Origin of the sequence: Streptomyces milbemycinicus, assembly GCF_002154605.1 — a bacterium.
Taxonomy (GTDB): domain Bacteria; phylum Actinomycetota; class Actinomycetes; order Streptomycetales; family Streptomycetaceae; genus Streptomyces; species Streptomyces milbemycinicus.
Map to the genome: position 1 here is coordinate 1 of NZ_MUNE01000143.1, position 14617 is coordinate 14617.

At 71.7% G+C, this 14617-nt stretch carries 11 protein-coding genes; 1 reads left to right on the forward strand and 10 read right to left on the reverse strand.

Features of this window, described 5'->3' with window-relative positions; translation table 11 throughout:
* The 10 genes from CCN51_RS13295 to CCN51_RS13340 all read right to left on the reverse strand — a co-directional run.
* On the reverse strand, positions 1–1915 hold a 1915-nt coding region (locus CCN51_RS13295), incomplete at its 3' end, for a glycosyl hydrolase family 95 catalytic domain-containing protein (protein WP_170061303.1).
* A 180-nt stretch (positions 1916–2095) separates the two neighbouring features.
* Positions 2096–2701 carry a TetR/AcrR family transcriptional regulator C-terminal domain-containing protein gene (locus CCN51_RS13300; RefSeq protein ID WP_014174669.1) on the reverse strand — a complete coding sequence of 202 codons (606 nt, stop codon included), beginning with the start codon at positions 2699–2701 and terminating at the stop codon, positions 2096–2098.
* An 89-nt stretch (positions 2702–2790) separates the two neighbouring features.
* On the reverse strand, positions 2791–5046 hold the full coding sequence (locus CCN51_RS13305) for a family 2 encapsulin nanocompartment cargo protein terpene cyclase (RefSeq protein WP_014174668.1): 2256 nt from the start codon (positions 5044–5046) through the stop codon (positions 2791–2793).
* Positions 5047–5089: 43 nt separating this feature from the next.
* Complete coding sequence (locus CCN51_RS13310; protein ID WP_014174667.1) at positions 5090–6502, reverse strand: family 2B encapsulin nanocompartment shell protein; 1413 nt, start codon at positions 6500–6502, stop codon at positions 5090–5092.
* 152 nt (positions 6503–6654) lie between these two features.
* Positions 6655–7437: an FHA domain-containing protein gene (locus CCN51_RS13315; RefSeq protein ID WP_014174666.1), complete on the reverse strand. Its 783-nt coding sequence runs from the start codon at positions 7435–7437 to the stop codon at positions 6655–6657.
* Between the two features lie 107 nt (positions 7438–7544).
* Positions 7545–9446, reverse strand: coding sequence for a serine/threonine-protein kinase (locus CCN51_RS13320; RefSeq protein ID WP_014174665.1), 1902 nt, complete (start codon positions 9444–9446; stop codon positions 7545–7547).
* A gap of 244 nt (positions 9447–9690) precedes the next feature.
* Positions 9691–10650, reverse strand: a complete 960-nt coding sequence (locus CCN51_RS13325) for a right-handed parallel beta-helix repeat-containing protein (protein ID WP_014174664.1) — start codon at positions 10648–10650, stop codon at positions 9691–9693.
* Between the two features lie 130 nt (positions 10651–10780).
* On the reverse strand, positions 10781–11713 hold the full coding sequence (locus CCN51_RS13330; protein ID WP_055413881.1) for a D-alanyl-D-alanine carboxypeptidase family protein: 933 nt from the start codon (positions 11711–11713) through the stop codon (positions 10781–10783).
* A gap of 76 nt (positions 11714–11789) precedes the next feature.
* Positions 11790–12518: an HAD family hydrolase gene (locus tag CCN51_RS13335; RefSeq protein WP_043489439.1), complete on the reverse strand. Its 729-nt coding sequence runs from the start codon at positions 12516–12518 to the stop codon at positions 11790–11792.
* 26 nt (positions 12519–12544) lie between these two features.
* A complete protein-coding gene (locus CCN51_RS13340) occupies positions 12545–13066 on the reverse strand; it encodes an Lrp/AsnC family transcriptional regulator (RefSeq protein ID WP_014174661.1) in 522 nt (173 codons plus the stop codon).
* A 209-nt stretch (positions 13067–13275) separates the two neighbouring features.
* On the opposite strand from CCN51_RS13340, the gene CCN51_RS13345 reads away from it, so the two are divergent.
* Positions 13276–14617, forward strand: a 1342-nt coding sequence (locus CCN51_RS13345) for an FUSC family protein (RefSeq protein ID WP_245881610.1), incomplete at its 3' end; no start/stop codon positions are given.

Consider the following 14617-nt stretch of genomic DNA (forward strand, 5'->3'; position numbering starts at 1 on the left):
CCGACAGCGGGGTCTCGATGACCGGTCCTGACTCCTTGTACATGGTGTTGGCCTGGATGAAGCGGCGCATCAGCTCGCCCAGGTACTTGAGCGCGTCCTCGCCCCGCCCCATCTGGGCGGACATGGAGGCGGCGCCGGTGAAGGTGTAGCCCTGAAGCGCGCCCTCGAAGCCGACCCAGTGGTCGAGCGAGGTCTCGATCAGCTCGCGGTGTGCCGGGTCCTCCCAGGTCACCTCGTACAGCGGGTAGACCGCGAGCAGATGCGAGTAGTGGCGGTGGGACTTGGCGAAGGGGACCCCGGCGCCGATCATGTAGCCGTTCTCGTCGACCGGGTACGGGGTGAGCCTGGTCAGCACCTCCCGCCAGCGCGGCGCCAGTTCGTCGTCGATGCCCAGCGTCTTCGCCGACTCCAGCAGGGTGGCGCAGCCCCAGCGCAGCAGCATCAGGTCGTAGTTGCAGTCCGGGGCGTTCACGCCGTACTCGGGCGAGAAGGTGGCCGGCAGATGCAGCTTGCCGTCGCTGCCGGGGGTGAGGAAGTGGAGGTAGTAGGTGATGGCCTTGCGCAGCAGCGGGAAGAGGACGTCGCGCAGGATCGCGGTGTCCATGGTGTGGCGGTAGCTCAGCCATACGTTGTGCAGCGCCCAGGTGAGGTTGCCGACCTCGGGGGTGGGCGGGTCCTGGCCGGGGATGCCGACGGCGTAGCCGCCGTTCGCGGCGTCGCCGCCGTTGACCAGCTGGGGGTCGGTGGTGCGCGGGATGCCCGCCGAGTCCTTGCGGTACGGGGCGTCGAGCTGGTTGGAGAGGTTGTCACGGTACTCGCTCAGCGCCCGGGTCACGGCGTCGAGCTCCAGGTGGTTGGAGCCGTGGATCAGCCAGTACTCCAGCTGCACATTGAGGTTCCACCAGGTGTTCGGCCAGGGGGTGGACTCCAGCCACGGCCCGCAGGTGGCCATCACGGGCGCGTCGGCGCGGGCGGCGGCGGCGACCTTGTAGAGCTGGATCCAGTAGAAGCGCTGCAGCCGGGCGTCGGGGAGGGACAGGAAGCTCTTCCGGTAGTAGGCGTGCCACCAGGGGCGATGGGTGGCCGCGAGCGCGTCGTAGGAGAGCGCGGCGGCCGACCGTACGGCCTTCAGCGCGGCGCCCAGGGCGGTGGTCCGCGGGAAGGAGTGCGCCACCGTCACATACAGGGTCCGCCGCCGGGAGGAGCTGCGCTCCCGCCAGGCCGTCACATGCTGTCCGCCCGCCAGCAGGGACTGGACCGCGGTGTGCACACCCTCGTGCTCGGCCACGGTGGCCGGGGGGTTGCCGGTGTAGCCGTCCGGGACCGGCTTGAACGCGACCCGCGGGCTGATCGCCTCGGCCGGGTGGAAGACCCAGCGGAAAGCGGCCTCACCGGCGCTCGGGGTGACCTCGACGGCCATCAGCGAGCGGGAGTTGTGGACCAGGGCGCGCAGCGTGAGGGTGCCCTTGTCGGTGGTGATGGTGCCGGTCAGCTCGGCGTCGCGCAGCCGCAGCCGCCAGTCGACGGCGGTGATGGTGCCGACCGGCTCCAGGGTGAACCAGCCGATGGGCAGCCGGGCCAGGCCGAACAGCGAGCCGAACTCGGGTCGGTGGTCCTGGACCTCGCTGTGCTGGACGTTGAAGCGGATGGCGTTGGCGCCGCCCGGTTCGGCGTAGATGCCGGAGCCGAGGCGGGCGTTGCCGAGGAAGGGGCCCTCGTACCAGGTCGTCGGCAGCTTCTGCCACACCATGTCGGCGTCGTCGAGTACTTCGGCCCATGGGTCGCGGGCGCCGGACGCGGTGGGTTCGGCGGGTTCGGCGGCGTATGCGGCGGGCGCCGCGGCGAGCCCGGTGGCACCGGCGGAGGCGGCAAGGGCGCCGCCGAGGACCGATCTTCTGGACGGTGTGGATGACATCGCAGACGTGGTCACGTACATGCCTCCAGTTCGACGCTCTGAACCCTTGGGCATGATGCAGTCCCTTGAGGGGAACCGGAACCCCTCGCGCACGATAAACATCGGATGGGCAGGGGGTGGTGGCGGGTCGATACCGGTACGAAAGGCTGTCAGGCGGGCGAGACCTCGGATCTTCTCTGGTTAGCGGGGACGGCGCCGCCCGCCGGATCCACGGCCCTGCACCATGAGTTCGACACCGTGCCGGAACCGCTCCTCGAAGTCCGTGATCCGGTCGGCCCCGGCGGCCAGGGACGGGAACCGCCCGCCCGCGGCGGCCCGCAGCAGCGGCTCCACCCCCAGGGGCGCGGCCTGCTCCTCCTGGCCGAGGCCGACCGTGAAGTACACCAGGGCCCAGGTCCGCCAGGCCGCTTCGGCCGGAGCGCGGCCGCCCGCGAGAAACGCGCCGGTCAGGGCGTCCGCGAAGCGCAGTGCGTGCTCCTCGGCGACATGGGTCCCGGCCACCAGGCGCGCCCCGTCGCGGCGGGCGAGCAGCGCCGCGCGGTAGCGCCGCGCCAGCGTATGCGCCCGCTCGTCCCACGCCTCGGGGAGCGGGGCGTCGGCGCACCCTTCGAGCATGGCGTCGGCCATCAGCTCCAGCAGCCGGGGCTTGCTGGAGGCATGCCAGTACACGGTGTTGAGCTGCACGCCCAGCCGCGCGCCCACCCCGCGCATGGTGAGTCTGTCCAGACCCACGTCGTCCAGCAGCTCCAGCGCCGCCGTCACCACGGCCGTACGGTCGAGTCCCATGGACCGTCTCCCTCCGCCCCGCGCCGTGAGCCAAGATCAAGTGTAGGGGGAAGGCAACGAGGGAGCGATGGTCGAGCAGCCCCTGTCTGTCAGCCGATTGCCGCCGCCCGTCCGCCGCCCAGCGTCGCGGCGAGACGGGCGGCCGCGGTGCCAAGCCCCGTGGGGCCGTACGAGGTGCGCGGCGGCAGGCCCACGGGGCGGCGCAGCTCGGACTCCGCATAGCGGGGGGTCTGCCGGTGCCAGACGAGGACCCCGGACATATAGTTCTGCAGCTCGCGCGTGTAACCGTCGAGCGTGGCCCGGACCGTGGCGTCGAGCGCCAGATCCTCGACCAGCGCGGGCAGTTCGGTGGAGACGATCCGCTCGAACTCGCGCATCCGGGAGTTGACCAGGTCGGCGACGATATGCAGGGCTTCAGAGGTGCCGCAGCCGAAGAAGTTCTGGACGACCAGCACACCGTTGTGGATCTCGCCCGAGAACTCGACCTCCTTCCGGAAGGAGTGGAGATCGTTCTGCAGCCCAGCGAAGTCCCCGACCGCGTGCTCCATGGCCTGGACCGGCCGGGCCCGGAGCACCTCCGCCGGCAGCGTCCGGCCGTGGGACAGCCGGGACAGGGCCATGGTCAGGTCCGCCCCGAAGGTCTTGCGGCGCATCTCGATGTAGTCGACCGGGTCGGGGACGCGCCGCTCCATCTCGCCCGCGAGCTCCCACAGCCAGCTGCCGGTCATGTCCTCGACGGTGGAGCGGAAGGCGCGGCGCGCCTCCACCGTCATCGGCCCCGCCGTACGCGACCAGAGGTCGGCCAGACCCCGCTCCAGCGCGGTCACCGGGGTGGGCACGGCGGTGGAGTCCACCGGCATGAAGGCCGACAGACGCTCATTGCACACCCGGGCGCCGACCAGGTCGAAGGCGCGCCCGAAGACCATGGGGTAGTAGTCGTCCGCGTATGTGCCCCAGGTCAGCCAGCCCGTGGTCAGATCCAGCTCCTCGCCCGTGGCGTCCGGGTGGATGCCGGCGGCGGCTAGCGCGAAGTCGAAGGCCCTCAGCTTGTGTTCGTCCCAGACCCCGAAGCCGGGGAGGCCCGGCGGCACATCCAGCATGCCCATCCGCCACCCCCACTCCATGATGTGCTCCCGGGACCGGTCCAGATGGGGGCTCAGCCGCGCCGGAAAGGGCATATGGAGATCCGGGATCCGCACCGGCCCGACCACCCGGCGCGGCGGCTGCGCATGGCTCCTGAGCCGGAAGGGCAGGGTGGCCGCCAGCGAGGTGGCGATCCGGGCCGCCGAGGTGCCCAGGCCCAGCGGGCCGCCCGGCACCGGGCCACCGGGGTCGCCGGCCCCGCCGCCGTTCATATAGCGGCTGGAGCGCATATGCCACTCATGCCCGCCCGCCTGCCAGTCCTGCAGCCCCTTGGCGTAGGTCAGGACGTCCGCGCAGGACCGCGGGTCCAGACCGGACTCCACGAACAGCGGCGGCAGCTCGGTGAACACGGTGTGCTCGAACTGCTGGAGCCGCGAGGTGATCAGGTCGTTGACGGCCTCGGCGGCCGCCTGGGTGTCGCAGCCGAGGAACCGCTCGAAGACCAGCACGCCGTTGGAGAGCTCCCCCTCGTCCTCGACCTCGCGCTGGTAGGAGAACAGGTCGTTGCGCAGATGTACGGCGTCGGCGAAGGCGTCCCGAAGCACCAGCAGCGGCCGGCTGGCCGCCACCGCCTCGGGCACCTCGGCGCCCGCCGCGTACTCCACGAGCCCGGCGGACCAGGGAGCGCCGCCGACCTTGCGGCGCATCTCCACATACTCCAGCGGGTTGGCGATCCGGCCCTCGCTGATGTTGGACAGCTCCCACATGCTCTCTTCGAGCAGATGGCGGGTGGCCTCCGCGAACCGCCGGCGCCACCCGCCGGACATGGCCGGTGTCGTACGGGCCCACAGGTCGGCAAGGCCCCGCTCCACCGCGTTCGCCGGCTCCCCGGCGGCGCGGGCGGCGCGGGCGGCGGGGAGCACCGGCATAAAGGCCCGCAGCCGGTCGAGATAGGCCTTGGCACCGGCCATGTCCCGACTGCGCTTGAAGCTCTCCAGGAAGTGGTCGTCGAAGAAGAACACCCAGACGTACCAGTCGGTCACCGTGGCCAGCACCTCGGCCGGTGCGTCCGGGTGGGTGTAGGCGCAGAGCAGGGCGTAGTCATGGGAGTCGAAGTCGGCCTCGTCCCAGACGCCCGACCCCTCGATCATCTCCATCTCGAGGGCCCACCGCTTGGAGTGGTCCCGGGCCGCCGCCAGATGGGGATTCAGCCGGGCCGGATACGGCTCGTAGAAGTCCGGCAGCTCGAAGGGCTGTGACATCCGCGCCTCTCACCTCACCTCTCTCGTGTTCCGGGACGGACGGCTAGTCGCGGCCGTGGGAGATCTCGACGTTCTCCAGGACGCCGAGCGCGTCCGGCACCAGGACGGCCGCGGAGTAGTAGGCGGTGACGAGATAGGAGATCAACGCCTTCTCGTCGATACCCATGAACCGCACGGACAGACCGGGCTCGTACTCGTCGGGCAGCCCCGTCTGGTGCAGCCCGATGACGCCCTGGTCGTCCTCTCCGGTACGCATGACGATGATGGAGCTGGTGCGCTCCTTGGTGATGGGGATCTTGTTGCAGGGCAGGATGGGCACCCCGCGCCAGGCGGGCACCATATTGCCGTTCAGATCGACGTGGTCGGGGTACAGCCCGCGGGAGTTCAGCTCGCGGCCGATGGCGGCGATGGTGCGCGGGTGGGCGAGGAAGAACCGGGAGCCGCGGCGGCGGCAGAGCAGTTCGTCGAGGTCGTCCGGGGTCGGCGGACCGGAGTGGGTCTGGATCCGCTGCGCGTACTCGGCGTTGTGCAGCAGACCGAACTCGCGGTTGTTGATCATCTCGTGCTCCTGCCGCTCCCGCAGGGCCTCGATGGTCAGCCGCAGCTGCTGCTCGGTCTGGTTCATCGGCTTGTTGTAGAGGTCCGCCACCCGGGTGTGCACCCGCAGCACGGTCTGGGCGACGCTGAGCTCGTACTCGCGCGGACGCAGCTCGTAGTCGACGAACGTGCCGGGCAGATCGACCTCGCCGGCATGGCCGGAGGCCACCGCGATCTCGGCCTCGCCGCGCGCGTTCTGCCGCTGCTGGGGGAGCGCCGCGAACTCCGCGACATGTGCCTGGAGGGCGGGCGAGCCCTCCAGGATCGAGGTGAACTCCCGCCGCGGCAGCCCGAGCAGGGTGCCGCCGGTGGCGGCCTTGGCGGTGTACTCCCAGGTCGAATCGGCGCTGAGCAGACACTGCTCGCCGAACCGGTCGCCGTCGCCCAGCACGCCGAGCCGGGTCGGCTCGCCGTACGGACCGCTGCCGGTCTTGACGACCTTGCCGTGCGCGATCAGATAGATGTGATCGGCCGCGGTGCCCTCCTCCGCCAGCACCTCACCGGCCTCGAAGTCGCGCTGCACGAAACGGTTGGCGAGCGCCGTCAGCACGCCCACGTCCTCGAAGCCGCGCAACACCGCGAGCTCCCCGAGCTCACGCGGAATGACCTGCACCCGCGAACCGGTCTGCACAAACTCGATACGGCCGTCCCCGACGGTGTAGGTGAGGCGCCGGTTGACCCGGTACACCCCGCCGTCGGTCTGCACCCAGGGGAGCACCTTGAGCAGCCAGCGGGAGGTGATCCCCTGCATCTGCGGAACGGACTTGGTGGTGGTGGCGAGGTTGCGTGCGGCGGCGGTGCCGAGGCTGAGCTGCTCCTGCCGCTCCGGCTGCGCTTCGCTGGCCGCGTCTACCGACATCAGCCGTGTCTCCTTTGCGTGCGGGGGAAAACGGGGGTTCGGCGCGAACACCCAGCACGCTAGGGGGCGTTGAACGGCGGCGATGCGGACGGCGGATGTGACTCATCAGATCGAATGATCGTGGCATCGCCCGCGTTTAACGATCAGCGTCCTCAGTCGTCGACATCGCCGTCCAGCAGTTCGAGGTCCGGCGGCACCAGCGTCGTCGACTCGACGAGCCCCCGCAGCAGGTTGTGCAGCAGATTGTGGTCGCTGGGCCCCGCGCCGTCGTCCTCGCGCAGCACCGAGTACGGGAAGTCCCCGCCGCGCTCGATCCGGCGGCGCACCGCCCCCACCTTGCGCTCGATCCGGCGCTCGCCCCAGACGCCCTCGCCGCACACATAGTCCAGCTCCATGGCCGCCTGCCGGTACGACAGCGGCCGCGGGCACTCCTCGTACAGCAGATAGTGCTGGCCCAGCACGACCAGCAGCAACCGCTCCTCGTCGTCGAGCGGCCACCGCTTGGGCGGCAGGGTGGCGTCCTCCTGGCGCGCGCCGCCGCCCCGCTCGTCGTGGTCCGTCACATACAGCTCGACCAGGTGCTCACGGTAGCCCGAGCCCCTGACGAACAGCGGGGTATACCCCGTTTCCAGCGGGATCGGGCCCGAGCTCGAATGCATCATCCGGCCGCGCGGCAGCCGGACCAGCTGCTGCCCGGTGTTCCGCAGCCACCACTTGCCCTCGCGGTACGTCAGCTCGCCATGGCGGCGGCTCACCCGCAGATCGCCCTCGGCGACGGACAGATCCACATCGGGCCGGCCGCCGCGCCCGAACCGGACGACGCGGCCGGGCACCGGCGGGACGCTGATGTCGGCGATGACCGAGCGCGCGTGGAGCGTGCCGGGCCGGGCGGGTTCGGCGCCGCGCGCCAGGGTCTCGGGGCGGTGGCTGTGCATCGCTGCCTCCTTGAGTCGTGCCGTGCCGGGTCCACTGTGCCCCGCCCACGGCGGGACCCCTCCCGCTCGGAGGTGTCCCGCAGGGAGGTGCCCCGCTCGGACGTGGGTCAGCCGGCCGACAGCGCGGCGGTCGCCGACCGGGCCAGGTCGGTCGCCGTCTCGCAGGAGGGCCGGTCCTTGGCCCGCGCCCCGCCGACCTCCAGGCGCAGCCGCTCGGTCGGCCTGTCGTCACGGCTCCGATACGGGCGGTCGAACACATCGATGGTGCAGCTGCCGTCGCCCTCGTACTCCGGCATCACGACGGCGTCGTGTCCGGCGAGCTCGGTGAACCGGGCGTTGTCCGGGATCGAGAGGATGCCCTGGTCGAACGCCAGCCGCACCGTCATACGGTTGGTGGTGCTCGCCCAGTCGCAGGTCCACCGGCCGAAACCGACGTCCGGGTCGCGGGCGTCGATGCCCGGGACGACTTCCAGCTCCCGGCCGTTGAGCAGCCCGCAGGCGTCCTGCTGGGCCAGCGAGTCGGCCGGGAGCTTCGGCGAACGGCGGGGGACCTCGCCCCGGTTGAGCACGGTGACCGCGTGTTCGACGGCGGCGTCGGCGATATCGCACAGCGGTGCCTTGACGTCTTCGGTCAGTTTCACCGCGACCCTGATGACGGTGTCGCGCACACCCGACAGCACGAGCGTGCGACCGCACCAGCCGCTCTCGGCGGGCTCCGTGACGACGCCGACCTTCCCCGACGTCCTCGTCACCGCGGCGCTCGGCGGATCCTCGGTGTCGAGGTCCACCGTCACATCGACGATATCGTCGTCGTCCGAGCTCAGCACGACATCACAGCGGTCGTAATTTCCGTACTGCGGATCCAGCTGGGCATGGTGTCCGAACCGCTCGAACGAGCCGGTGCTCAGCAGCGCGCACGGATCGACCGTGCGGGGGTCCCCGAGGCCGAAGCCGCCGCCGGCCGTGGCGGTCGGCGTGGCGGTCGGGGATTCGTCGGCGTGGGCCGGGGGGCCGCCCCCGTCCCCGTCGTGCAGCCCCAGCACCGTGGCCACCGCGGCGATCGCCACGACCGTGGCGGCCGTGCCCCCGGTGAGCAGGGGGCGGCGCCGCAGCAGGGACGGCAGCCGGGCCGCCCCCGCCGCCGCGTGCTCACTGTGCTCACCGGGTCCCTCGGGAGGCGGATACGGCTTGGTCACCTCTTCGAGGGGCACCCGCGGCAGCTGGTCCACCGGCCCCGCGACCTCCGCCAGCGCCCGCTGCGCCTCCTCCGCGCCGGGCCGCCGCCCCGGATCGCGCTGGAGCAGCGCGGTCAGCACCTCGCGCAGGGGCCCGTCCTCCACCAGGTCGCCCAGCGCCTCGGTCCGGATCGTCCGCCGGGGGCCGCGCGGCGGCGCCTCGCCCGTGACCAGCGCGTAGACCGTGGCGCCGAGCGAGAACAGATCCGACGCCCGCTCCGGCGCCCCCTGGAAGGCCTCGGGGGCGGCATAGGCGGGGGTGAGGCTGAACGAGCCGCTCGGCGTGTTCGTCGTGCTGCCGTCGATGCGGTACGCGGCGCCGAAGTCGGCCAACTTGGCGACCCCGTCCTCGGTGATCACGACGTTGTGCGGTTTGACGTCGCAGTGCACGATGCCCTTGGTGTGCAGCGCCGCCAGCGCGTTCGCGATCTGGGCGCCGATGTGGGCCGCGAGCTTCGCGGGCAGCCGGGCCGTACCGTTGAGGCTGCCTCCGGTCACATGCTCCATTACCAGCCAGAAGGTGGCCTTCGGCCCCCAGCCGGCGCGCTCGGCACCGTAGAGGGTGACCACATTGGGATGGCTGAACTTCGCCAGCGCGCGGGCCTCGGCCAGCAGTTCGTCGAAGGCGGCCCGGCTGTTGTTCTCGGCCAGCGTCCGCTTGAGTACGACGGGCCGGTCCAGCTCGGTGTCGACGGCGAACCAGACCGCGCCCCTGCCTCCGTTGACGGGCCCCTTCGTGAGCCGGTATTTGCCGACCTTCCCACCCGGGCGCACTAGAGACACTCCCTCTCACACAGGAACCGGATCGCGCCACGACTGGGCGCGCGCACCGAACTTACTGCGTGAGGAGTCGGGCACACAGCGTTTCAGCCGCACTCACAGAACCCCCTCAAGTGTGGAGAGCAGGCGACCCGAGGGCAGGCGCGGCGAGGCGGTGCGGTGGCGTGCGTGCGGCGAGGCGGGGGACGCGGCCACCCCTGCGGACCGCGTCCCCCGCCTGCCCCCTTCCCCCTGGCTGTTACGGCGCTCCGCCGGGCTCCGGGCCCTCGTAGCCCAGCCGGGACGAGGCGTCGATACCGACCTCGTAGCGGATACCGGCGTGCAGCCTGTTGCCGCTGACATGGGCTCCGGTGGAGTGGATGGCAAGCCCGATGGCGTGATGGGTGGGCGTGGCGAAAGTGTTCTTGGTGATGGTCACGTTCTGGACGTCCTCGAACATCAGGGCCTGCGAAGCGCGCAGCGTCTCGCAGAAGTTGTCCTTGATGACGAAGTCCGAGGTGGTGCCCCGCCCGTCGCCCTCGGCGTCGTTGGGCCCCTCGGCCATCAGGCACATGTTGTCGACCTGTTCACAGCGGTTGCCCTCGATGCGCACCCGGTGGCTGGGCGGGGTGTCGCTGGCGAACGTCTGCATGCAGTCGGCGTGGCGGCCACCGCTGTTGTCGGTGTCGCGCACCGTGTTGTGCGCGATGGTCAGATCGTCGCCGAAGAAGCGGATGCCGTCGCCGTCCCCGCCCCTGGGGCGGATCACGGTGGTGTTCCGCAGCGTGATCCGGTCGCCGGTCAGCTCGACCCCCGGCGCCTGGGGACGGACCGCCCGGAAGCCCTCGACGACCACGTCATCGGCCTCGACCGTGATCCCCTTCACGGAGTCCCCGTCCCCGGAGTACACGATCGGGTGGCGTGGTGTGCCGCCCTTGGTGATGACCAGCCGGCGCCCGGAGAGGTTGCCGTCGAAGCAGACCACATCGCCCGGCCGCGCCGAGCGCGCCGCGTCGGCGGGTCCGGTGGCGTGCCGGGTGCAGCGCGGGGTCGCGTCCGGCCGGGCGGACGTCAGAGCGGAGGACGCCGAGGATGCCGGGGGCGACGCGGCGTCGGCCGCGGTGCTCCACGCCCCGGCCCAGGGTCCGGTCAGCGTGATCAGGAGCGCGAGAACCGAGATCGCGAGAAAGCCGACGACGTGTTTCCAGGTGATCCGCATGCCGGTCACGGTAGACAGGCGCGGTCGGGACCGGTCCCCACGCCGGCGCCGGGCGTACGGCGCGACGCCCCGCCCGGAACCGGTCCGGACGGGGCGTCACGCGCTCACAGGCGCAAGGGGACTGAACGGATCAGTCCTGCTGCGCGCCCTTGGGGAGCTGGCGCCACTTCACCGTGGTGGTGGAGTTGAACGCCCAGTCGAGCATCTTCTTGGCGTCCGGGTACCGCTTCGGGGCGTTGAGAATCACGCCCACCACCGTGCGCCCGTTCCGCTTGGCGGCGAACACGAGGCACCTGCCGGGCGCGGTACCCGTGCCCGTCTTGATGCCGATCGCGCCGCTGTACGAACCCAGCAGCCGGTTGGTGTTGTTCCAGGAGTACGTCCTCGTCCTGCCGTTGGCCGCCGGCGCCTTCTGCACGGTGTCGACGGACTTGACGACCGTGGAGAGGGTGGAGTTGCCGAGCGCATGCCGGGCGAGCTTGGCCATGTCGCGGGGGGTGGTGTAGTTCTGCCCCCCGTACGAGATGCCGTCGAAGGTGTCGTAGTGGGTCTTGGTCATCCCCAGCGCGGACGCCTTCTTGTTCATCTGCGAGATGAACGACTTGGTGCGCTTGGCCGTGGTGTCACCGGTGCCGAACGTGTCGGCGAGCGCCATGGCCGCGTCGCAGCCGGACGGCAGCATCAGCCCGTACAGCAGCTGCTTGACGGTGAGCTTGTCGCCCTTCTTCAGGTCCGCCTTGCTGCCGCCGACCCGGGCGACGTAGTCGATGTACGACTGCTTGACGGTGACCTTCTTGCTGAGATTCAGCCCCCGGCTGTCAAGCACCACGACCGCGGTCATGAGCTTGGTGGTGCTCGCCATCGGCCGCTTGGTGTCGGCGGCCTTGGCCCACAGCTGTTTGTTGGCGCTGTTGTCCAGCAGATAAGCACCCTTGGCGCTGATCCCCGACGGACCGCCGGCGGCCTGCGCGGTCGATACCGGCAGCACGACCGATACGGCCGCAGTGGATGCGATGACGGCCGCTCCCCAGCGACGCACCGCGGTTCCCCCTAATCTCCTCATATGCCCTCCATCTTCTAGGAATTTCGCGGGCGAGCGCATCATTCCATCGGGTGACGGAGGGACGGAAATCGGGGCGTCAGTTCGATTGCGCGACCCAGTCGTAGGCGATTTGTGCGTCGAACTCCCGCTGGCCGCCCGCGAAGACCAGCCCGGCCGAGGCGAACGCGGCGCCGCCCGCGCCCGCGTCGCCGTCGGGCGTCTGGCCGTCCGTAACGTAGGGCACCGCGATACACCGCATCCCGGCCCGGTGCGCCGCCTCGACCCCGGGCGCGGAGTCCTCAACCACCACACACTCGGCCGGGGCGGCGCCCAGCAGGCGTGCGGCCTCCAGGAAGACGTCCGGCTCCGGTTTGCCGCGGCCGACCTCCTCCGCCGAGACCCGCACGGCCAGCAGCGAGCCCAGCCCGGTGGCCTCCAGCGCGGCCTCGATCGCGGCGCGGGAGGACCCGGACGCGACGGCGAGGGGGTGCCCGGCGGTGTGCAGCCGCTCCACGAACGCGCGCATCTGGGGGAAGGCCGTGGCGGAGGTGGTCACCAGCTCCAGGTAGTGGCGGTTCTTGACGGCCAGCAACTCGTCCACGGGTGCGTCGATACCGTACTCGGCGCGCAGGGTCTCCAGGGTCTCGCGGGTGCCGATCCCGATGAAACGGGAGTGCTGCTCCCAGGTGAAGCCGGTGACCCCGTACCGCTCCAGGGTCAGCCGCCCCGCCTCGTAGTAGTGCGGCTCGCTGTCCACGAGCGTGCCGTCCAGGTCGAAGAGGACCGCGGGGGTGCGGGAGGCGCGGGGCGTGGTGCGGGGCGTCATGGGCACCAGCATGCCAAGCGGGGCGGTCAGCCCTCCCGGCGGGCTCCCGCGGCCCGGTCCCGTCCGGTCGTGGCTGCCGCCCGCCCCACCGCCTCGACCAGCGGCAGCACCCGGTGGGCCACCCGCTCGCGCAGCGCCATCTCGGTGCGGGTGCGGACCACGCCCGGCAGCTGGATGAGCCGCTGGACGACGTCCTCCAGATGCTCGTTGTCCCGCGCCACGACCCGGGTCAGCAGATCCCCGGCGCCGGTGATCGAGAACGCCTCGATGATCTCGGGCACCTCGGCGAGCGCGTCGCCGACGTCGTCCAGATGGCCCTGGGTGACCTCGATGTGGACGAAGGCCAGCACCGGATGGCCGAGGGCGGCCGGGGACACGCTCGGCCCATAGGCGGTGATCACCCCGTCGCGCTCCAGGCGGTCGAGCCGCGCCTGTACGGTGCCGCGCGCGACGCCCAGGACGCGGGCGTACTCGCGCACACTGGTGCGCGGCTGCTCCAGGAGCAGCCGCAGGATCTTCGCGTCCAGCGCGTCCACCGCTGCCGCCATGGGAGCGATCTTACTGCGGGGAACCCCGACGCCCGTGGTCCATTGGCCCGCCTCTGGTATGCGAAACACGCCCCGGGCTGTACCAATGGCTCAGCGATCTCCGCGGCTGTTGAGCCAGCGGCGCGATCATGCTGTGATGACGCCGTCGATGGCGCTGCGGATTCCGCGGCGCCTTTTTCACGTACGGGCGTCAGGGGAGCGGGGAAGCGGTGTTGAAGAGGGCGTTCGTAGGGGTGTTCGTGGCCGCGGACCCGGGGCGACTGCGGCTGCGCACCTCGGCGCGCGCCGTCCTCGGCATCGGCCTGGCCGTGGCCGCCGTGGCGGCGACCGGTCTGCCGCTGACCGCCGCGATCGCGGGCGGGCTCGCGGCGCTGCTCGCGCTGTTCACCGTCGCCGATCCCACGGTGCGGGGGCAGGCGGTCACCACCGTGCTGCTCCCGGTGGTCGGCCTGCCGGTGCTCGCCCTGGCCACCGCGCTGCACGGGCGGCCGCTCGCGCGTGACGCGGCCTTTCTCGCGGTCGTCTTCTGCGGGGTGGCCGCCCGGCGCCGGGGGCCCCGGGGCAACGCGCTCGGCATCTTCGCCTTCATGATGTTCTTCGCCACCCAGTTCCTGCACGCGGTGCCCGGCGAGCTGCCGCGGCTGGCGGCGGCGGTGCTGCTCGCCCTGGCCGTGGCGGCCGGTGTGCGGTTCGGTGTCTGGCGCATCGAGCGCCGCTCCCTGCCGCCCGCCGCCGCACCCGCGCCCTTGTCGGCCGGGCGGGGGCCGGCCCATCCGGCCACCCGGCAGGCCGTCCAGGCGGTCGCCGCCTGCGGCTTCGCGCTCGCCGTCGGGCAGGTCGTCTCCGGAGAGCGCTGGTACTGGGCCGTCGGCACCGCCTGGTGGATCTTCGTCAACACGGCCTCGCGCGGCGAGACGCTGGTCCGCGGCTTCCGCCGGATCCTGGGCACGGTGTGCGGTATCGCGGCCGGGCTGCTGATCGCCGTACCGCTGCACGGCGCGCCCGCGCCCACCGCCGCCCTCGTCGCCGCCTGCGTCTTCGGCATCTTCTACACCGCGCCGCTCTCCTACAGCTGGATGATGTTCTTCGTGACGCTGATGGCCGGACTGCTGTACGGGCTCCTCGGCGTACTCCACCCGGGGCTGCTGGCGCTGCGCCTGGAGCAGACCGTCATCGGCGCCCTCGGCGCGGCCCTCGCCGTCACGGCCGTCCTGCCGGTCACCACGCACGCCGCGACCGACGCCTGGATCAGGCGCGCCCTGCACGGCGTACGGGAGTGCGCCGCCGAGTCCGCGCGGCGGCTCGCGGGCGATCCGGCCGCCGACCCCGCGCCCCGGGTGGCCGAACTCGAAGCGGTGCTGGTCGGACTGCGGATGTCGATCGCCCCGCTGCTGCACCCGCTCAGCCCGCTGCGCGCCCGTAAGTCCCGGGCCCGGCAGGTCATGGTGGCCCTCGACGACTGCGCCCGGCAGGTACGCGGCCTCGCCGAGGTCGCCGCCGACCCGGACGCCTCCCACGACGCCCGGCTGACCGCCGCCTGTCTGCGGGTCG